29 protein-coding genes are annotated in these 16,341 nt (G+C 63.9%); all 29 read right to left on the bottom strand.

What is annotated here, in order from left to right; all coding sequences use genetic code 11:
* Position 1: 1 nt before the first annotated feature.
* Positions 2-1,441: a DegQ family serine endoprotease gene (locus EV667_RS09455; RefSeq protein WP_131835117.1), complete on the bottom strand. Its 1,440-nt coding sequence runs from the start codon at positions 1,439-1,441 to the stop codon at positions 2-4.
* A 149-nt stretch (positions 1,442-1,590) separates the two neighbouring features.
* On the bottom strand, positions 1,591-2,019 hold the full coding sequence (gene rplQ, locus EV667_RS09450; RefSeq protein ID WP_018390625.1) for a 50S ribosomal protein L17: 429 nt from the start codon (positions 2,017-2,019) through the stop codon (positions 1,591-1,593).
* Between the two features lie 72 nt (positions 2,020-2,091).
* On the bottom strand, positions 2,092-3,162 hold the full coding sequence (locus EV667_RS09445) for a DNA-directed RNA polymerase subunit alpha (protein ID WP_207907729.1): 1,071 nt from the start codon (positions 3,160-3,162) through the stop codon (positions 2,092-2,094).
* A gap of 76 nt (positions 3,163-3,238) precedes the next feature.
* Positions 3,239-3,628 carry a 30S ribosomal protein S11 gene (gene rpsK / locus EV667_RS09440; protein ID WP_018390623.1) on the bottom strand — a complete coding sequence of 130 codons (390 nt, stop codon included), beginning with the start codon at positions 3,626-3,628 and terminating at the stop codon, positions 3,239-3,241.
* A gap of 115 nt (positions 3,629-3,743) precedes the next feature.
* Positions 3,744-4,112 (bottom strand): 30S ribosomal protein S13, encoded by a 369-nt coding sequence (gene rpsM / locus EV667_RS09435; RefSeq protein ID WP_131835115.1) that lies wholly within the window; start codon positions 4,110-4,112, stop codon positions 3,744-3,746.
* 187 nt (positions 4,113-4,299) lie between these two features.
* Positions 4,300-4,884 (bottom strand): adenylate kinase, encoded by a 585-nt coding sequence (locus EV667_RS09430; protein WP_131835114.1) that lies wholly within the window; start codon positions 4,882-4,884, stop codon positions 4,300-4,302.
* On the bottom strand, positions 4,881-6,212 hold the full coding sequence (gene secY / locus EV667_RS09425) for a preprotein translocase subunit SecY (RefSeq protein ID WP_131835113.1): 1,332 nt from the start codon (positions 6,210-6,212) through the stop codon (positions 4,881-4,883). Before secY ends, EV667_RS09430 begins: the two co-directional genes overlap by 4 nt.
* A gap of 55 nt (positions 6,213-6,267) precedes the next feature.
* A complete protein-coding gene (gene rplO / locus EV667_RS09420) occupies positions 6,268-6,759 on the bottom strand; it encodes a 50S ribosomal protein L15 (RefSeq protein ID WP_131835112.1) in 492 nt (163 codons plus the stop codon).
* A gap of 21 nt (positions 6,760-6,780) precedes the next feature.
* On the bottom strand, positions 6,781-6,972 hold the full coding sequence (gene rpmD, locus EV667_RS09415) for a 50S ribosomal protein L30 (RefSeq protein WP_018390618.1): 192 nt from the start codon (positions 6,970-6,972) through the stop codon (positions 6,781-6,783).
* 25 nt (positions 6,973-6,997) lie between these two features.
* Positions 6,998-7,549 carry a 30S ribosomal protein S5 gene (gene rpsE, locus EV667_RS09410; RefSeq protein ID WP_018390617.1) on the bottom strand — a complete coding sequence of 184 codons (552 nt, stop codon included), beginning with the start codon at positions 7,547-7,549 and terminating at the stop codon, positions 6,998-7,000.
* A gap of 43 nt (positions 7,550-7,592) precedes the next feature.
* Positions 7,593-7,955: a 50S ribosomal protein L18 gene (rplR, locus tag EV667_RS09405; protein WP_131835111.1), complete on the bottom strand. Its 363-nt coding sequence runs from the start codon at positions 7,953-7,955 to the stop codon at positions 7,593-7,595.
* A gap of 12 nt (positions 7,956-7,967) precedes the next feature.
* On the bottom strand, positions 7,968-8,501 hold the full coding sequence (gene rplF / locus EV667_RS09400; RefSeq protein ID WP_131835110.1) for a 50S ribosomal protein L6: 534 nt from the start codon (positions 8,499-8,501) through the stop codon (positions 7,968-7,970).
* Positions 8,502-8,521: 20 nt separating this feature from the next.
* The gene (gene rpsH, locus EV667_RS09395) at positions 8,522-8,920 is read right to left on the bottom strand and encodes a 30S ribosomal protein S8 (RefSeq protein WP_131835109.1); all 399 of its coding nucleotides are present in this window, start codon (positions 8,918-8,920) and stop codon (positions 8,522-8,524) included.
* A gap of 13 nt (positions 8,921-8,933) precedes the next feature.
* Positions 8,934-9,239: a 30S ribosomal protein S14 gene (gene rpsN / locus EV667_RS09390; RefSeq protein WP_131835108.1), complete on the bottom strand. Its 306-nt coding sequence runs from the start codon at positions 9,237-9,239 to the stop codon at positions 8,934-8,936.
* A 59-nt stretch (positions 9,240-9,298) separates the two neighbouring features.
* Positions 9,299-9,856, bottom strand: a complete 558-nt coding sequence (gene rplE, locus EV667_RS09385) for a 50S ribosomal protein L5 (protein ID WP_131835107.1) — start codon at positions 9,854-9,856, stop codon at positions 9,299-9,301.
* The gene (gene rplX / locus EV667_RS09380; RefSeq protein ID WP_131835106.1) at positions 9,849-10,166 is read right to left on the bottom strand and encodes a 50S ribosomal protein L24; all 318 of its coding nucleotides are present in this window, start codon (positions 10,164-10,166) and stop codon (positions 9,849-9,851) included. Before rplX ends, rplE begins: the two co-directional genes overlap by 8 nt.
* On the bottom strand, positions 10,166-10,534 hold the full coding sequence (gene rplN / locus EV667_RS09375) for a 50S ribosomal protein L14 (RefSeq protein ID WP_018390610.1): 369 nt from the start codon (positions 10,532-10,534) through the stop codon (positions 10,166-10,168). The genes rplX and rplN overlap by 1 nt, the downstream gene beginning before the upstream one ends.
* A 73-nt stretch (positions 10,535-10,607) precedes the next feature.
* Entirely contained in the window at positions 10,608-10,856 is a 249-nt protein-coding gene (rpsQ, locus tag EV667_RS09370) for a 30S ribosomal protein S17 (RefSeq protein ID WP_018390609.1), read from the bottom strand.
* A 10-nt stretch (positions 10,857-10,866) separates the two neighbouring features.
* On the bottom strand, positions 10,867-11,076 hold the full coding sequence (gene rpmC / locus EV667_RS09365; RefSeq protein WP_131835105.1) for a 50S ribosomal protein L29: 210 nt from the start codon (positions 11,074-11,076) through the stop codon (positions 10,867-10,869).
* A gap of 11 nt (positions 11,077-11,087) precedes the next feature.
* On the bottom strand, positions 11,088-11,501 hold the full coding sequence (gene rplP / locus EV667_RS09360; protein WP_091444501.1) for a 50S ribosomal protein L16: 414 nt from the start codon (positions 11,499-11,501) through the stop codon (positions 11,088-11,090).
* A gap of 30 nt (positions 11,502-11,531) precedes the next feature.
* On the bottom strand, positions 11,532-12,239 hold the full coding sequence (gene rpsC / locus EV667_RS09355; protein WP_018390606.1) for a 30S ribosomal protein S3: 708 nt from the start codon (positions 12,237-12,239) through the stop codon (positions 11,532-11,534).
* Positions 12,239-12,619: a 50S ribosomal protein L22 gene (rplV, locus tag EV667_RS09350; RefSeq protein ID WP_018390605.1), complete on the bottom strand. Its 381-nt coding sequence runs from the start codon at positions 12,617-12,619 to the stop codon at positions 12,239-12,241. Before rplV ends, rpsC begins: the two co-directional genes overlap by 1 nt.
* A gap of 10 nt (positions 12,620-12,629) precedes the next feature.
* Entirely contained in the window at positions 12,630-12,908 is a 279-nt protein-coding gene (rpsS, locus tag EV667_RS09345; protein WP_131835104.1) for a 30S ribosomal protein S19, read from the bottom strand.
* 17 nt (positions 12,909-12,925) lie between these two features.
* A complete protein-coding gene (rplB, locus tag EV667_RS09340; RefSeq protein WP_131835103.1) occupies positions 12,926-13,759 on the bottom strand; it encodes a 50S ribosomal protein L2 in 834 nt (277 codons plus the stop codon).
* Between the two features lie 23 nt (positions 13,760-13,782).
* The gene (locus tag EV667_RS09335; RefSeq protein WP_131835102.1) at positions 13,783-14,079 is read right to left on the bottom strand and encodes a 50S ribosomal protein L23; all 297 of its coding nucleotides are present in this window, start codon (positions 14,077-14,079) and stop codon (positions 13,783-13,785) included.
* Positions 14,076-14,696: a 50S ribosomal protein L4 gene (gene rplD, locus EV667_RS09330; RefSeq protein ID WP_131835101.1), complete on the bottom strand. Its 621-nt coding sequence runs from the start codon at positions 14,694-14,696 to the stop codon at positions 14,076-14,078. Before rplD ends, EV667_RS09335 begins: the two co-directional genes overlap by 4 nt.
* Positions 14,696-15,448 carry a 50S ribosomal protein L3 gene (gene rplC, locus EV667_RS09325; RefSeq protein WP_131835100.1) on the bottom strand — a complete coding sequence of 251 codons (753 nt, stop codon included), beginning with the start codon at positions 15,446-15,448 and terminating at the stop codon, positions 14,696-14,698. The genes rplD and rplC overlap by 1 nt, the downstream gene beginning before the upstream one ends.
* A gap of 22 nt (positions 15,449-15,470) precedes the next feature.
* Positions 15,471-15,779, bottom strand: coding sequence for a 30S ribosomal protein S10 (rpsJ, locus tag EV667_RS09320; RefSeq protein WP_013166261.1), 309 nt, complete (start codon positions 15,777-15,779; stop codon positions 15,471-15,473).
* A 97-nt stretch (positions 15,780-15,876) separates the two neighbouring features.
* On the bottom strand, positions 15,877-16,341 hold a 465-nt coding region (locus tag EV667_RS09315; protein ID WP_245516090.1), incomplete at its 5' end, for an EF-Tu C-terminal domain-related protein.

Raw genomic sequence — 16,341 nt, 5'->3', positions numbered from 1 at the left:
CTCAACCCGGCAGCAGGGCGGAAATGACCCGCCCGCCGCGCTGGAGCGTCACCCGCCACGACCGCGACGGCACGCGGGTGACCCGCTGGAGATCCGCCGTCGTCGCGATGGCGGTGCCGTTGATGTCAAGAATGACATCGCCCGGGCGGAAGCTGGTGCGTTCGGCGGGCGAGCCCTCCTCGACCGTCAGGATCACCACGCCCTTCATGGCGTCGATGGTCCGCATCTCCTCGATCACCGCCGGCGAGAGATTGACCACGGTCGCCCCAGACAAGGGCGAGCGGCCCTGCAGTATCAGTTCGTCGCGCGGCACCGTCTCGGGCGCCGTCTCCAGTCCAACACGGATCGTCACCGGCTTTCCCTGCCGGATAATGCCGAGATCGACCGAACCGCCCAGCGGGCGGGTAGCGAAGCGAAAGCCGAAAGCGTCGGGATCATCGACCTCCAGCCCGGCGACAGCGACGATGAGATCACCCGCGCGCAGCCCCGCCTTTTCGGCCGGGCTGCCGGGGAAGATGTTCTGCACGAGCGCGCCGGTCGGGCGCACCACGTCGAGCCCCTCGGCGAGATCCGGCGTCATCTGCTGCAGATCGGCGCCGAGCCAGGGCCGGCGAACGACCTTGCTGCCGGAAAGCGCCGATTGCAGCACCACCCGCACCATATCGGCGGGAATGGCGAAGCCGATGCCCTGCGAGCCGCCGGAGCGCGAGAAGATCGCGGTATTGATGCCGACCACACGGCCCGCCCCGTCCACCAGCGCGCCCCCGGAATTGCCGGGATTGATCGCCGCGTCGGTCTGGATGAAGAAGCCGTAATCGGTAATGCCGCGCTGGGTGCGGGCCAGCGCCGAGACGATGCCCTGCGTCACCGTCTGGCCGACGCCGAACGGATTGCCGATCGCCAACACGATGTCGCCGACCTGAAGGTCGTCCGACGAGCCGAGCGTCGCCGAGGGAAAATCCGCCTTACCGCCCTTGATCTTGAGGATCGCGATGTCGGTGCGCGGGTCGCGCAGCACGACCTCGGCATCGAATTCACGCTTGTCGGACAGAGACAGGCGAATCTCGTCGGCGCCGTCAATGACATGGTTGTTGGTGACGACGATGCCGGAGCGGTCCACCAGCACGCCAGACCCCAGCGAGCGCTGGATGCGCTCGCGCGGCATGTCGAGTCCGGGCACATCGGGCCCGCCGCGATCGCCGAAGAAGCGGCGGAAGAAGGGGTCGTCCAGCAGCGGGTTGTTCCGCTGGGTTGTCTTCAGCGCATAGACATTGACGATGGCCGGCGCTGTACGCGCCACCACAGGCGCGAAGCTCAGGCCGATCTCGGCACGCGAGGACGGCACGCGCGGCCCGTCGGCGGCGGGGGGCTGGGCAGGCACCTGGGCGAGTGCCGGCGCGGCGGCGAGAAGCGAAGCGGCGATGAGGACAAAGCGTTTCATGACGCCAGATATAATCCCCGCCCTGTGGCGTAGGAAGGGCCGTGACGCACGGCTGGTGTTGCTGAGCACTGCCAAGGGGCACAGCCAAAAGAAAAGGGGCGGCAAAAGCCGCCCCGATCCGAAAATCTAACGTCCGGCTGCCGTCACGCTCACGCGGCGGCGGCTTCCTCGGCCTTGGCGGCCTCGTGACGGGCGATGTCAGCGGCGCCCTTGGCCGATTCGTCGCGATCGACCAGCTCGATCACGGCAATCGCCGCCGAATCACCGTGGCGGAAGCCCGCCTTGATGATGCGGGTGTAGCCGCCATTGCGCTCCTTGTAGCGCGGGCCGATCACGTCGAAGAGCTTGCGCACGACAGCGACGTCGCGCACTTCGGCGATAGCCTGACGGCGGGCATGGAGACCGCCGCGCTTGCCCAGCGTGATCAGCTTTTCCACAACCGGGCGAAGATCCTTCGCCTTCGGCAGGGTGGTCATGATCTGCTCATGGGTGATGAGCGCCTGGCACATGTTGGCGAACATGGCCTTGCGGTGCTCTGCGGTCCGGTTGAACTTGCGATACGTCTTGCCGTGGTTCATGGCAAAAATCCTAAATGCGGCGGCTTTCGAGCCGGGAGATACGGGTGACGGCTCGAACGCCGCGCTCAATGCTCAATAGTGATCTTCGAACCGCTTGGCGAGATCCTCGATGTTCTCCGGCGGCCAGCCCGGCACTTCCATGCCGAGGTGCAGGCCCATGCTGGCGAGAACTTCCTTGATCTCGTTCAGCGACTTGCGGCCGAAGTTCGGGGTACGGAGCATCTCCGCCTCGGTCTTCTGGATCAGGTCGCCGATATAGACGATGTTGTCGTTCTTCAGGCAGTTCGCCGAACGGACCGACAGTTCCAGCTCGTCCACCTTCTTGAGCAGCGCCGGGTTGAAGGGAAGCTCCTGCATGACAGGGCTTTCCGTCTCGCGCTTGGGCTCCTCGAAATTGACGAAGATCTCGAACTGGTCCTGCAGGATGCGCGCGGCATAGGCCAACGCATCCTCGGGGCCGACCGAGCCATTGGTTTCGATGGTCAGTGTCAGCTTGTCATAGTCGAGGATCTGACCCTCGCGGGTGTTCTCGACCTTGTAGGAGACCTTCTTGACCGGCGAATAGAGGCTGTCGACCGGGATGAGGCCGATGGGCGCGTCTTCGGGGCGGTTGCGGTCGGCGGCAATGTAACCCTTGCCGGTGTCGACGGTGAACTCCATGCGGATTTCGGCGCCGTCGTCGAGCGTGCAGAGCACGAGCTCGGGGTTCAGCACCTGCACGTCGCCCACGGTCTGGATGTCACCGGCGGTGACGACACCCGGACCCTGCTTCTTCACAACCATGCGCTTGGGGCCATCGCCCGCCATCTTGATGGCGATGTCCTTGATGTTGAGGACGATGTCGGTCACGTCCTCGCGCACGCCCGGGATCGACGAGAACTCGTGCAGCACCCCGTCAATATGCACGGACGTCACCGCCGCGCCCTGAAGCGACGACAGCAGGATGCGGCGCAGCGCATTGCCGAGCGTCTGCCCGAAGCCGCGCTCAAGCGGCTCGGCGACGACGGTCGCCAGGCGCTTCGGGTCGCTGCCGAGCGAGACTTCAAGCTTCTCGGGCTTGATCAGCTCTTGCCAGTTCTTTTGAATCACGACGTCACCCTTGGTTTCGACGGTGCCCCGGACTCCCTGCCCGGCACCTTCCACCCCAGTCCCGGCGGGAGGGGGAAGGCCGAATGCAGCGGCCCCTGCGGCGCCCGAAGCGCCGCTGGATGATTAGGCGTCAGACGCGCCGACGCTTGCGCGGACGGCAGCCATTGTGCGGGATCGGCGTCACGTCGCGGATCGACGTCACGGTGAAGCCCGCCGCCTGGAAGGCACGAAGCGCCGATTCACGGCCCGAACCGGGGCCGGAGACCTCGACCTCGATGGTCCGCATGCCGTGATCGGCAGCCTTACGGGCGCAATCCTCGGCGGCAACCTGCGCCGCATACGGCGTGGACTTGCGCGAACCCTTGAAGCCCATGGCACCCGCCGACGACCAGGCAATGGTGTTGCCCTGCGCATCGGTGATGGTGATCATGGTGTTGTTGAACGACGCATTCACATGCGCAACGCCGGAGGCGATATTCTTGCGCTCACGACGCTTGATGCGGGCAGCTTCTTTAGCCATAGACCATGGATCCTTCGGACGCGCCCGTCATTCCAGGCGCTCGGGACAGTAATCGTAACGAACGCGCCGGCCGCACGAGGCGCCGGCGCTGAAAGCAGGCCTCAGCCTGCCCTCCTCACTTCTTCTTGCCGGCGATCGCCTTGGCCGGACCCTTGCGGGTGCGGGCATTGGTGTGGGTACGCTGACCGCGCACCGGCAGACCGCGACGATGACGCAGGCCGCGATAGCAGCCGAGGTCCATCAGGCGCTTGATGTTCATCGAGACTTCGCGGCGCAGGTCGCCTTCGACCAGGAAATCGCGGTCGATCGTCTCGCGGATCTGCAGCACTTCCTGATCGGTGAGCTGGTTGACCCGGCGCTCGACCGGAATGCCGACCTTCTCCACGATCTCGGCCGCATTCTTGGCGCCGATGCCGTGAATGTACTGAAGCGCAATGATGACGCGCTTGTTGGTCGGGATGTTAACGCCTGCAATACGAGCCACGTCGCTCTCTCCATGTGAACCGGACGAGCCGGTGATGAAAATGCCCCGCGCCGGTGGAGGCCGGCCCTTGCGGAGTTACGCACGAGACCGCCCGACATCAGCGAATTGATGTCGATTGGCAGCACCCGCTTGAGTGAAGCGCGGCACATAGAGCGATTCCGCCCACATGTCAAGCCGCGACGAACTTTCAGGCCAGTTCGAGGACGTCCGCTATGGCTTTCGTCACCTCGTCGATAGGTTTCATCCCGTCGATCGTCGCCAGCATGCCGCGCTCCGCATAATAGGGCGCGACCACGGCGGTATCCCGATTGAAGGCATCGAGCCGGGTCTTGAAAACCTCCGGGTCGTCATCCTTGCGCACCGGCTCGCCGCGCGCGGCGGTTTCCTTGGCGCGCTGGATAATGCGGCCGACCAGCTTGTCCTGATCGACCTTCAACTCGATCACCGCGTCGAGCTTGAGGCCCTTTTCCGACAGGATGCGATCCAGCGCCTCGGCCTGGGCCACGGTGCGCGGGAACCCGTCGAGGATAAAGCCCTTGGTGCAGTCCGGCTGGTCGATGCGGTCGGAGATGATGCCGATCACGATCTCGTCCGAGACGAGGTTGCCGGCATCCATCACCGCCTTGGCCTTGAGGCCGATGGGTGTCTCGTTGCGGACGGCCTCGCGCAGCATGTCGCCGGTCGACAGTTGCACGATGCCGTGGCGCGCGACCAGACGCTGCGCCTGCGTGCCCTTCCCCGCCCCCGGAGGTCCGAGCAGTATAAGCCTCATCGGCGCTTCCCCTTGAGCTTGGCCTTCTTGACCAGCCCCTCATATTGGTGCGCCAGCAGATGACCCTGAACCTGGGCCACCGTATCCATGGTCACGCTCACCACGATCAGCAACGAGGTGCCGCCGAAGTAGAACGGGACCGCAGCGTAGGAGATGAGAATCTCCGGGAAAAGGCACACGACCGCTAGGTAAGCCGCACCGATGACCGTGACGCGAGTCAGCACATAGTCGATATACTCGGCCGTCCGCTCGCCCGGGCGGATGCCCGGCACGAAGCCGCCATGCTTCTTCAGGTTGTCCGCCGTCTCCGTCGGATTGAACACGATGGCGGTGTAGAAGAAGCAGAAGAAAACGATCAGCAGCACATAGAGCAGCATGAACAGCGGCTGTCCGTGGCCGATCAGCGTCGTCACCGTCGTCAGCCAGCCCGGGCCCGAGCTCTGCATGAAGCTCGCCACCGTGGTGGGGATGAGCAGCAGCGAAGAGGCGAAGATCGGCGGGATGACGCCCGAGGTGTTCAGCTTCAGCGGCAGGTGCGAGGACTGGCCCTCATACACTTTGTTGCCGACCTGGCGCTTGGGATACTGGATGAGCAGACGGCGCTGCGCACGCTCCATGAACACGATGAACATGATGATGCCGATGGCCATCAGGATCACCGCGAGGATGATGCCGGTGGACAGCGCGCCCTGGCGTCCGAGTTCAAGCGTGTTGGCGATTGCCGAGGGAAGCTCCGCCACGATGCCGGCGAAGATGATCAGCGAGATCCCGTTGCCGATGCCGCGCGAGGTGATCTGCTCGCCAAGCCACATCAGGAACATGGTGCCACCGGTAAGCGTGATCACCGTGGAGATGCGGAAGAACCAGCCCGGATCGGCCACGACGGCACCCGACCCTTCAAGGCCCACGGCAATGCCATAGGACTGGAACACGGCGAGCACCACGGTGAGGTAGCGGGTGTACTGGTTGATCTGCTTGCGGCCCGACTCGCCTTCCTTCTTCAGTGCTTCCAGCGTCGGGGAGACGGTGGTCAGCAGCTGAATGATGATGGAGGCCGAGATGTAGGGCATGATGTTCAGGGCGAAGATCGCCATGCGCGACACGGCGCCGCCCGAGAACATGTTGAAGAGCCCGATGATGCCCTGCTGCGCCGTGCTGAACACATCGGCGAGCGCGTCGGGATTGATGCCCGGCATCGGGATATAGGTGCCCAGCCGATAAACGAGAAGCGCACCCAGGGTGAACCAGATGCGCTTCTTCAGTTCGTCGGCTTTTGCCAGAGCACCGAAGTTGAGGTTTGCCGCGAGCTGTTCTGCTGCCGAGGCCATGGTGGCTCCGCTCCTCGTCTGTGCCCTGTAAGTTCGGTTAGGCCTGACTTAAGTGTCAGGCCGCCGTTTCGCCAGCGTCGGCCTTGGACGCCAGCAGCGTCAACTTGCCGCCGGCCTTCTCGATCGCCTCGACCGCCGACTTGGTCGCGTGGGCGACCTCGAACGTGACCTTGGCGGTCAGTTCGCCGGAACCGAGCACGCGCACACCGTCCTTGACGCGGCGAAGAACGCCCGCCTCGACCAGCGTCGCCTGGGTGACGACCGCGCTTGCGTCCAGCTTGCCGGCATCGATCGCGGTCTGGATACGGCCGAGGGAAACCTCGTTCCAGTCCAGCGCGAAGATGTTGGTGAAGCCGCGCTTGGGCAGACGACGATGGATCGGCATCTGGCCGCCCTCGAAGCCCTTGATCGCGACGCCGGTGCGCGAGGTCTGACCCTTCACGCCACGTCCGCCGGTCTTGCCCTTGCCCGAGCCGATGCCGCGGCCGACGCGCATGCGCTTCTTGCGCGCGCCGGAATTGTCCTTGATCTCGTTAAGGCTGCTCATCGCCAGTCTCCTTCTGCGCCGTCAGGCTTCGACGACGCGGACGAGGTGGCGGACCTTGTAGATCATGCCACGCACGGCCGGGGTATCTTCGAGCGTCGAGCGACGCCCAAGCTTGTTGAGGCCGAGACCGATCAGCGTCGCCCGCTGAGCCTCGGGGCGGCGGATCGGGCTGCCGGTCTGCTCGACCGTAACCGTATTGGTGCTGTTCGCCATGATTAGCTTCCCTACCTCTCAGGCGTCAGTCGGTCGCTTCGGCGTCGTCGATGCGACGGCGCGACTGAAGCTGCGAGACCTTGAGGCTGCGACGCGCCGCGACAAGACGCGGGCTGTCCTGGTTCTTCAGCGCATCGAAGGTGGCGCGGACCATGTTGTACGGGTTGGACGAGCCGAACGACTTCGCCACCACGTCCTGCATGCCCAGCGTCTCGAAGACGGCGCGCATCGGGCCGCCGGCGATGATGCCGGTACCGGCCGGGGCCGCGCGCAGAATGACCTTGCCGGCGCCGTGATGGCCATGCACGTCATGATGCAGCGTACGACCTTCGCGTAGCGGCACGCGGATCAGCGCGCGCTTGGCGGCTTCCGTCGCCTTGCGAATGGCCTCAGGCACTTCACGGGCCTTGCCGTGACCGAAGCCGACGCGGCCCTTCTGGTCGCCGACGACCACCAGGGCGGCGAAGCCGAAGCGACGGCCACCCTTCACAACCTTCGCGACACGGTTGATGTGGACCAGCTTGTCCACGAACGTGTTGTCGCGATCCTCGCGTTCACGCTCACGTTCACGAGCCATGATCTTATCCTCGTCGTTCTGCGGGGTGATCCCGCTCGTGATCTCAGAAGTTGAGACCGCCCTCGCGGGCGGACTCGGCGAGCGCCTTGACGCGGCCGTGATAGATGAAGGCGCCGCGGTCGAAGACCACGTCCTTCACACCGGCTGCGACGGCGCGTTCCGCCACGAGCTTGCCGATCGCCTGGGCCGCGGCGACATCCGCGCCGGTCTTCAGGCTTTCCCGCAGGGTCTTTTCGAGCGTCGAGGCGGACGCAAGCGTCACGCCGCGCGCATCGTCGATGACCTGCGCATAGATGTGCTTCGACGAGCGATGCACCGAGAGGCGCGGCCGCCCGTTCGCCGTCGTGCGGAGAGCACGACGGACACGCGCCTTACGGCGCTCGGTAGCGTCCTTGTACTGTGCCATGATTCGGGTCCGTTACTTCTTCTTGCCTTCCTTGCGGAAGATGAACTCACCCGCGTACTTCACGCCCTTGCCCTTGTAGGGCTCGGGACCGCGATAGGCGCGAATCTCGGCAGCGACCTGACCGACCTTCTGCCGGTCGATACCGCTGATGACGATCTCGGTCGGCTTGGGCGTCACGATCTGGATCCCTTCCGGGATCGCATAGTTCACATCGTGGCTGAAGCCGAGCGCCAGGCTCAGACTCTTGCCCTGCACGGCGGCACGATAACCGACGCCGCTGATTTCGAGCTTCTTCTCGAAGCCCTTGGTGACGCCTTCGACCAGGTTCGCCACCAGCGTGCGGGACAGGCCCCACATCGCCTTGTGGCGGTTGGTCTCGCCGTTGAGGGAGAACAGGAGCGCCCCGTCCTCCATCTTCACCGCGATTTCGTTGACGACGGTGGCATCAAGCGACCCCTTGGGGCCCTTTACGGTCACAGTCTGACCATCGATCGACGCGGTGACGCCGGCCGGAATGGTGATGGGGGCTTTACCGATCTTGGACATGTGCTCTCTCTCCTCCCCGATCAGAAGACCGTGAAGAGGACCTCGCCGCCCACGTTCTTGTCGCGGGCTTCGTGGTCCGCCATCACGCCCTGCGGCGTGGAGACGACAGCGACGCCAAGACCGTTGGCGACGCGGGGAAGGGTCTTGACGGACGAATACACCCGCCGACCCGGCTTGGAGACACGCGAGATTTCGCGGATCACCGGCTCGCCGTCATAGTACTTGAGTTCGATCTCGAACTCGCTGCGGCCATTGACCGGCTCGGAAGCCGAATAGCCGCGGATGAAGCCTTCAGCCGTCAGGACTTCCAGCACGCTGGCGCGAAGACGCGAACCCGGCGTGAGGATCTTTTCCTTGCGGCGCATCTGCGCGTTGCGGATGCGGGTGATCAGGTCGCTGATCGGATCGCCTTGAGACATGGGTCAGCCCTCCTCACCAGCTCGACTTGACGAGGCCGGGGATCTGACCCTGCGAGCCAAGCTCACGGAGCGCGATACGCGACATCTTCATCTTACGATAATACGCACGCGGACGGCCGGTGATCTCGCACCGGTTGCGAATGCGGACCTTCGCCGAATTGCGGGGAAGCTCAGCCAGCTTGAGGACCGCGGCGAAGCGCTCCTCGATCGGCAGTTCCTTGTTGCTCACCAGGGCCTTGAGACGCGAACGGCGGCCGGCATAGCTCTTCACGAGCTTCCGGCGCTGTTCGTTCTTCTCGACCGAGCTTTTCTTGGCCATATGATCTTGCTCCTAGTCTCCGCGTTTGGGGCTCCCGCCCCACAGCCGGAAGGGGATGCTTACTGACGGAACGGGAAGTTGAAGGCCTTCAGAAGCGCGCGCGCCTCGTCGTCCGTCTTCGCCGTCGTGCAGACGATGATGTCCATGCCCCACATCTGATCAACCTTGTCGTAGTTGATCTCGGGGAACACGATATGCTCCTTGATGCCGAGCGCGAAATTGCCGCGACCGTCAAAGCTCTTCGGGTTCAGGCCGCGGAAATCGCGGACGCGCGGCAGGGCGATATTCACCAGCCGGTCAACGAACTCGAACATGCGGGTCTTGCGAAGGGTGACCTTCGCGCCGACCGGCTGGTTCTCGCGCAGCTTGAAGTTCGAGATCGCGTTGCGGGCCCGGGTGACAACCGGCCGCTGGCCGGCGATCAGCGCCAGATCCGCCGCAGCGGTCGTCACCTTCTTCGTGTCGGCCGTCGCCTCGCCAACACCCATGTTGATGACGATCTTGTCGATCGTCGGCACTTCCATGGGGTTCTTGTAGCCGAACTGCTCGATCATCTGATTGCGAACGACGTCCTCATAGAGCGACTTCATCCGCGGGCTGTAGCTGGTCTCAGCCATCGATCTTCTCCCCCGAGCGCTTGGCGACGCGCACCTTGGTGCCGTCCGCCTGCACAAGGAAACCGACGCGAGTCGGCTTGCCATCCCTAGGATCGGCGAGCGCGATGTTCGACAGGTCGAGGGGGGCCTCCTTGGAGATGATCCCGCCTTCCTGGTTCGCGCTCTGCCGCTGGTGCCGCTTCACGAGGTTGACGCCGCGCACGCGCGCCTTGCCATCCTTCGGCAGCACCTCAAACACCTCGCCCGTGCGACCCTTGTCGCGGCCGGTGAGAATGACGACCTTGTCGCCCTTCTTGATCTTAGCGGCCATCAAAGCACCTCCGGCGCCAGCGAGATGATCTTCATGTGGTTCTTTGCGCGAAGCTCGCGCGGAACCGGCCCGAAGATACGGGTGCCGACCGGCTCCTTGTTGTTGTTGATCAGAACGGCCGCATTGCGGTCGAAGCGGATCACAGAACCATCGACGCGACGGATATCCTTGGCGGTACGAACGACAACCGCCTTCATCACGTCGCCCTTTTTCACGCGGCCGCGCGGGATAGCTTCTTTCACCGACACCACAATGATGTCACCGACATGGGCATACTTGCGCTTCGAACCGCCAAGCACCTTGATGCACATGACGCGACGCGCACCGGAATTGTCCGCCACGTCGAGATTGGTCTGCATCTGGATCATGACGCACCTATTTCTCGCAAAAACCGCGCGCAGCCGTCACCGGCGCGCGCCCCTCAATCCCGTTTCCGGGCGCTCAGACTTCAGCCCGCTTCTCGCCCTGGACAACGATCCAGTTCTTGAGCTTGGACAAGGGGCGGTGCTCCTCGATCCAGACGGTGTCGCCTTCCTTCCAAGCGTTGCCCTCATCATGGGCATGGTACTTCTTGGAACGGCGGACGGTCTTCTTCAACAGCGGATGGGTGAAACGGCGCTCGACGCGGACCACGACGGTCTTGTCCTGCTTGTCGCTCACCACGACGCCCTGCAGCATACGCTTCGGCATCGCCCTCTCCTCACTTAGCCTTGGCCGCAGACGCGGCCTTCTGCGCCTGGATGGTCTTGGTCCGCGCGATGTCGCGACGCACCTGGCGCACCCGGGCCGTGTTTTCGAGCTGGCCGGTTGCCCTCTGGAAGCGCAGGTTGAACTGCTCCTTCTTGAGGCCCAGCAGCTGGTCCTGCAGCTCGTCGGAGGTCTTCGTCCGAATGTCGGAAGCCTTGGTCATCTGTTCCTCCGTCACTCAGCGATGCGCTCGACGAAGCGCGTCTTGATCGGCAGCTTCGCCGCCGCCAGTCGAAGCGCTTCACGGGCGATATCCTGGCTCACGCCATCGATCTCGAACATGATACGGCCGGGCTTGATCTTGGCGGCCCAGAAATCGGGTGCGCCCTTGCCCTTGCCCATGCGGACTTCGGTCGGCTTCGACGAAACCGGCACGTCAGGAAAAATGCGGATCCACACCCGGCCCGCACGCTTCATGTGACGGGTGAGCGCGCGACGCGCAGCTTCGATCTGACGCGCGGTCACGCGCTCCGGCTCCAGGGCCTTAAGCCCGAACTGGCCGAAATTGAGGTCAGTTCCGCCTTTCGCAACGCCGTGGATACGGCCTTTGAACTGCTTGCGGAACTTCGTGCGCTTTGGTTGCAGCATGTCGCGCCTCTTATTCCTTCATCACTCTGTTCACGCCGCGTCGCGGCGCGACGAGCGACCACCCGAAGATTCACTTTCCGCCTGGCGCTTATCCTGCGCCATCGGATCGTGCTCCAGGATCTCGCCCTTGAAGATCCAGACCTTTACACCGCAGGTGCCATAGGTCGTGAAGGCGGTGGCCGTACCGTAATCTACGTCCGCGCGCAAGGTGTGAAGCGGCACGCGCCCTTCACGATACCATTCGAGGCGAGCGATTTCCGCGCCGCCGAGGCGGCCCGCGCAGTTGATACGAATGCCTTCCGCGCCCAAACGCATCGCAGACTGGACCGCGCGCTTCATGGCGCGACGGAACGCCACACGCCGCTCAAGCTGCTGCGCAATCGACTCGGCGACCAAACGCGCGTCGATTTCCGGCTTCCGAATCTCGACGATGTTGATGAACACTTCCGAGTTGGTCATCTCGGCAACCTTCTTGCGAAGCTTGTCGATGTCCGCACCCTTCTTGCCGATCACAACACCCGGACGGGCGGAGTGGATCGTCACCCGGCACTTACGGTGCGGGCGCTCGATCACGATCTTGGAGACCGCGGCCTGCTTGAGCATCTTCTGCAGCACTTCACGGATCTTGATGTCCTCGTGAAGCAGCTGGCCGTACTCGCCCTTGCTCGCGAACCAGCGCGAGTCCCAGGTGCGGTTGATGCCGAGCCGCAGCCCGACCGGGTTGACCTTCTGACCCATCAGGCCTTCTCCTCGACTTCACGCACCACGATGGTGATATGCGAGAACGGCTTCTCGATCCGGCTCGCACGACCACGGGCACGTGCCGCGAAGCGCTTCATGACCAGACCCTTGCCGACATGAGCCTCGGCGACGATCAGATCGTCGACGTCCAGCTCATGGTTGTTCTCGGCATTGGCGATCGCCGATTCGAGGCACTTCTTCACGTCGCCGGCGATCCGCTTGCGCGAGAACTGAAGGTCGGCCAGAGCGGTCGCGACCTTCTTGCCCCGGATAAGACCGGCGACGAGGTTGAGCTTCTGGGGGCTGACGCGAAGGTTACGCGCAACCGCCTTGGCTTCCGTATCCGCGAGCGTGCGCGGACGAGCTGCCTTTCCCATGACCCTGCCTCTACTTCCGCTTGGCTTTCTTGTCCGCCGCATGCCCGTAATAGGTACGGGTAGGCGCGAACTCGCCGAACTTGTGGCCAACCATGTCCTCGGAAACCGAGACCGGGACATGCTTGTTGCCGTTATAGACGCCGAAGGTGATCCCCACAAACTGCGGGAGAATCGTGGAACGGCGGCTCCAAATCTTGATGACGTCGTGTCGACCCGACGTGCGCGCGGCATCCGCCTTCTTGAGGAGGTAGCCGTCGACGAACGGACCTTTCCAGACCGATCGAGACATAGTTCAGTTTCCCTCGCTCACTTCTTGCGGGCGTGCCGGCTGGACACGATGAACTTGGTGGTCGACTTGTTCTTCCGGGTCTTCTTGCCCTTGGTGGGGAAACCCCAGGGCGTGACCGGATGACGTCCACCCGAGGTGCGGCCTTCGCCGCCGCCATGCGGATGATCGACCGGGTTCATCGTGACGCCGCGATTGTGCGGACGACGACCGAGCCAGCGCTTGCGACCGGCCTTGCCGAGATTGGTGTTCATGTGGTCCGGGTTCGACACAGCGCCGACCGTACCCATGCACTCGCCGTGAATAAGACGCTGCTCACCCGAATTGAGCCGGATGATAACATAGCCCTGGTCACGGCCGACGATCTGCGCGTAGGAGCCGGCAGAGCGGGCGATCTGTCCGCCCTTGCCGATCTTCATCTCGATATTGTGCACGATCGTGCCGACCGGCAGGTTGCCGAGCGGTGCCGCGTTGCCGGGCTTCACGTCGACGCTCTTCGAGGAGATGACCTGGTCACCGATCGAAATGCGCTGCGGGGCCAGGATATAGCCCAGCTCGCCGTCCTCATACTTGATGAGGGCGATGAACGCCGTGCGGTTCGGGTCGTACTCGATACGCTCCACGGTCGCCGCAACGTCGCGCTTGGCGCGCTTGAAGTCGACGAGGCGGTAGGCCTGCTTGTGGCCGCCGCCGCGGAAGCGCACGGTGATGCGCCCGGTGTTGTTGCGGCCGCCCGCCTCAGACTTGCCTTCCGTCAGCGTCTTGACCGGCTTGCCCTTGTACAGGGACGAGCGGTCGACGATGACGAGCTGGCGAAGGCTCGGCGTTACCGGCTTGAAGGTTTTGAGCGCCATGTCTCTGGTCCCTTAATTCCGGCTCACAGACCCGTCGTGATGTCGATGGAGTGCCCCTCGGCGAGGGTCACGACCGCCTTCTTCACGTCGTTCTGCACGCCCTTGCGGCCCTTGAAGAACTTCGTCTTCCCCTTGCGGACCAGCGTGTTGACTCTCTCGACCTTCACGTCGAAGAGCTTCTCGACCGCTTCCTTGATCTGCGGCTTGGTAGCCGTCAGAGCAACCTTGAAGACGACCTTGTTGTGCTCGGACGCCATCGTGGCCTTCTCGGTGATCACCGGGGACACGATCACGTCGTAGTGGCGCGGATCGAGACTCATTTGAAGCGCGCCTCCAGAGCGTCGACAGCCGCCTTCGTCAGAACCAGGGTCTGACGGCGCAGGATGTCGTAGACGTTGATGCCCTGGACGGGCAGCACGTCGAGATGGATGACATTGCGCGAGGCGAGGCCGAAATTGGCATCAACCTCGGCGCCGGACACGACGAGCACGCTCGACAGGCCGAGACCCGCCAGACGCTCCTTCAGCAGCTTCGTCTTCGGCTCGGACAGCACCGCATCCTCGAGGATGAAGATCTGCTGGTCCTTGGCCTTGGACGACAGGGCGTGCCGCAGGGCCAGCGCGCGCACCTTCTTCGGCAGCTCGCTCGCATGGCTGCGGGAGACCGGACCGAACGCCTTGGCGCCGCCGCGGAACTGCGGAGCGGAAGCCGCACCGTGGCGAGCGCCGCCGGTGCCCTTCTGCTTGTACATCTTCCGCTTGGTGCGGTTGACGTCCGCGCGCGACAGCGTCTGGTGCGTGCCGGCCTGGCGACGCGAGAGCTGCCACACCACGCAGCGGTGCAGGATGTCCTGGCGCGGCTCGAGACCGTAGATCTCGTCCGACAGGGTGATGGAGCCGGCCTCGGCCCCTTCGAGAGTCTTGACGGCGAGTTCCATCACACGTTCTCCTCAGCCGCAGCCTCGGTCGCGGGAGCCACGTCAGCCGCCGGCTCGTCGCTGGCCGCTTCCGCACCCGGAAGGCGGAACTTGCCCGGCTTCGGTGCCGCTTCCGGCAGCTTCTTCTTCACGGCGTCAGCCACGAGGATCCAGCCGCCCTTGTTGCCGGGAACCGCACCCTCGACCGCGATCAGACCGCGCTCGACATCGGTCAGCACGACCTTGAGGTTCTGCGTGGTCACCGTCTCGTGGCCCATATGGCCCGGCATCTTCTTGTTCTTGAAGGTCTTGCCGGGGTCCTGACGACCGCCGGTGGAACCGATCGAACGATGCGAGACCGAAACACCGTGGGTGGCGCGCAGGCCACCGAAATTGTGGCGCTTCATGCCGCCGGCAAAACCCTTGCCGATGGACGTGCCGGTCACGTCGACGAACTGGCCGACCACGAAGTGATCGACGGTCAGTTCGGCACCGACCGGGATAAGGTCGGTTTCCTCGACGCGGAATTCCGCCATCTTGCGCTTCGGCTCAACCTTCGCGACAGCGAAGTGGCCGCGCAGAGCGCGAGTGGTGTTCTGCGGCTTCGCCTGACCGACGCCGAGCTGAACGGCGGAATAGCCGTTCTTCTCGACAGTACGGTGGGCAACCACCTGGCAATTATCGACTTTCAGCACAGTGACCGGAACATGTTCCCCAGCATCGTTAAAGATGCGGGTCATGCCGACCTTCTGGGCGATGACGCCTGACCGCATGGCCGTGTCCCTTCGCCTTCTCTCAGAGCTTAATTTCGACGTCGACGCCGGCAGCCAGGTCGAGCTTCATCAGCGCGTCCACGGTCTGGGGGGTCGGGTCGACTATGTCCAGCAGACGCTTATGCGTCCGCATCTCGAACTGCTCACGGGACTTCTTGTCCACGTGGGGAGAACGATTGACCGTGAACTTCTCGATCCGCGTCGGAAGCGGAATGGGCCCGCGAACCTGGGCGCCCGTACGCTTGGCCGTCGAGACGATTTCGCGCGTCGAGGCATCCAGGATGCGGTGATCGAACGCCTTGAGGCGGATCCGAATATTTTGGCCGTTCATTGACTTCAGGCTCCCAGAGGGCTCGTCAGTCGGGCTCAGTAACGAGCTCCACGAAAAAGGGGCGCAGGCGTTCCAGCGCCCCTCGGGATTGTCGATGTCACTCGATGATGGACGCGACCACGCCGGCGCCGACGGTACGGCCGCCTTCGCGGATGGCGAAGCGCAGCTTTTCTTCCATCGCGATCGGAACGATCAGCGCCACGTCAACCGTGATGTTGTCGCCCGGCATCACCATTTCCGTGCCTTCCGGCAGGGTCACGATGCCCGTCACGTCCGTCGTCCGGAAGTAGAACTGCGGACGGTAATTGGTGAAGAACGGCGTGTGACGGCCACCCTCTTCCTTCGTCAGGATGTACGCCTCGGCCTTGAACTTCGTGTGCGGCTTCACCGAACCCGGCTTGCACACGACCTGGCCGCGCTCAACGTCCTCGCGCTTCGTGCCGCGAACCAGAATGCCGACATTGTCTCCGGCCTGGCCCTGGTCGAGCAGCTTGCGGAACATCTCGACGCCGGTGACCGTCGTCTTGATGGTCGGACGGATGCCGACGATCTCGACTTCCTC

It is taken from the genome of Ancylobacter aquaticus (assembly GCF_004339465.1).
GTDB classification, from domain to species: Bacteria; Pseudomonadota; Alphaproteobacteria; order Rhizobiales; family Xanthobacteraceae; genus Ancylobacter; species Ancylobacter aquaticus.
Note: the sequence above shows the minus strand (reverse complement) of the source record. Positions and strands in the feature narration are given on the sequence as shown.

Bases quoted from the DNA above. Each gene is read 5' to 3' on its own strand.
- EV667_RS09455 (WP_131835117.1), bottom strand. From the start codon at position 1,441: ATGAAACGCTTTGTCCTCATCGCCGCTTCGCTTCTCGCCGCCGCGCCG.
- rplQ (WP_018390625.1), bottom strand. From the start codon at position 2,019: ATGAACCACGGCAAGACGTATCGCAAGTTCAACCGGACCGCAGAGCAC.
- rpsK (WP_018390623.1), bottom strand. From the start codon at position 3,628: ATGGCTAAAGAAGCTGCCCGCATCAAGCGTCGTGAGCGCAAGAATATC.
- EV667_RS09430 (WP_131835114.1), bottom strand. From the start codon at position 4,884: ATGAGGCTTATACTGCTCGGACCTCCGGGGGCGGGGAAGGGCACGCAG.
- secY (WP_131835113.1), bottom strand. From the start codon at position 6,212: ATGGCCTCGGCAGCAGAACAGCTCGCGGCAAACCTCAACTTCGGTGCT.
- rplO (WP_131835112.1), bottom strand. From the start codon at position 6,759: ATGAGCAGCCTTAACGAGATCAAGGACAATTCCGGCGCGCGCAAGAAG.
- rpmD (WP_018390618.1), bottom strand. From the start codon at position 6,972: ATGGCGAACAGCACCAATACGGTTACGGTCGAGCAGACCGGCAGCCCG.
- rpsE (WP_018390617.1), bottom strand. From the start codon at position 7,549: ATGGCTCGTGAACGTGAGCGTGAACGCGAGGATCGCGACAACACGTTC.
- rplR (WP_131835111.1), bottom strand. From the start codon at position 7,955: ATGGCACAGTACAAGGACGCTACCGAGCGCCGTAAGGCGCGTGTCCGT.
- rplF (WP_131835110.1), bottom strand. From the start codon at position 8,501: ATGTCCAAGATCGGTAAAGCCCCCATCACCATTCCGGCCGGCGTCACC.
- rpsH (WP_131835109.1), bottom strand. From the start codon at position 8,920: ATGTCTCAAGGCGATCCGATCAGCGACCTGATCACCCGCATCCGCAAC.
- rpsN (WP_131835108.1), bottom strand. From the start codon at position 9,239: ATGGCCAAGAAAAGCTCGGTCGAGAAGAACGAACAGCGCCGGAAGCTC.
- rplE (WP_131835107.1), bottom strand. From the start codon at position 9,856: ATGGCTGAGACCAGCTACAGCCCGCGGATGAAGTCGCTCTATGAGGAC.
- rplX (WP_131835106.1), bottom strand. From the start codon at position 10,166: ATGGCCGCTAAGATCAAGAAGGGCGACAAGGTCGTCATTCTCACCGGC.
- rplN (WP_018390610.1), bottom strand. From the start codon at position 10,534: ATGATCCAGATGCAGACCAATCTCGACGTGGCGGACAATTCCGGTGCG.
- rpsQ (WP_018390609.1), bottom strand. From the start codon at position 10,856: ATGCCGAAGCGTATGCTGCAGGGCGTCGTGGTGAGCGACAAGCAGGAC.
- rpmC (WP_131835105.1), bottom strand. From the start codon at position 11,076: ATGACCAAGGCTTCCGACATTCGGACGAAGACCTCCGACGAGCTGCAG.
- rplP (WP_091444501.1), bottom strand. From the start codon at position 11,501: ATGCTGCAACCAAAGCGCACGAAGTTCCGCAAGCAGTTCAAAGGCCGT.
- rpsC (WP_018390606.1), bottom strand. From the start codon at position 12,239: ATGGGTCAGAAGGTCAACCCGGTCGGGCTGCGGCTCGGCATCAACCGC.
- rplV (WP_018390605.1), bottom strand. From the start codon at position 12,619: ATGGGAAAGGCAGCTCGTCCGCGCACGCTCGCGGATACGGAAGCCAAG.
- rpsS (WP_131835104.1), bottom strand. From the start codon at position 12,908: ATGTCTCGATCGGTCTGGAAAGGTCCGTTCGTCGACGGCTACCTCCTC.
- rplB (WP_131835103.1), bottom strand. From the start codon at position 13,759: ATGGCGCTCAAAACCTTCAAGCCGGTAACGCCGAGCCTTCGCCAGCTC.
- EV667_RS09335 (WP_131835102.1), bottom strand. From the start codon at position 14,079: ATGAGTCTCGATCCGCGCCACTACGACGTGATCGTGTCCCCGGTGATC.
- rplD (WP_131835101.1), bottom strand. From the start codon at position 14,696: ATGGAACTCGCCGTCAAGACTCTCGAAGGGGCCGAGGCCGGCTCCATC.
- rplC (WP_131835100.1), bottom strand. From the start codon at position 15,448: ATGCGGTCAGGCGTCATCGCCCAGAAGGTCGGCATGACCCGCATCTTT.
- rpsJ (WP_013166261.1), bottom strand. From the start codon at position 15,779: ATGAACGGCCAAAATATTCGGATCCGCCTCAAGGCGTTCGATCACCGC.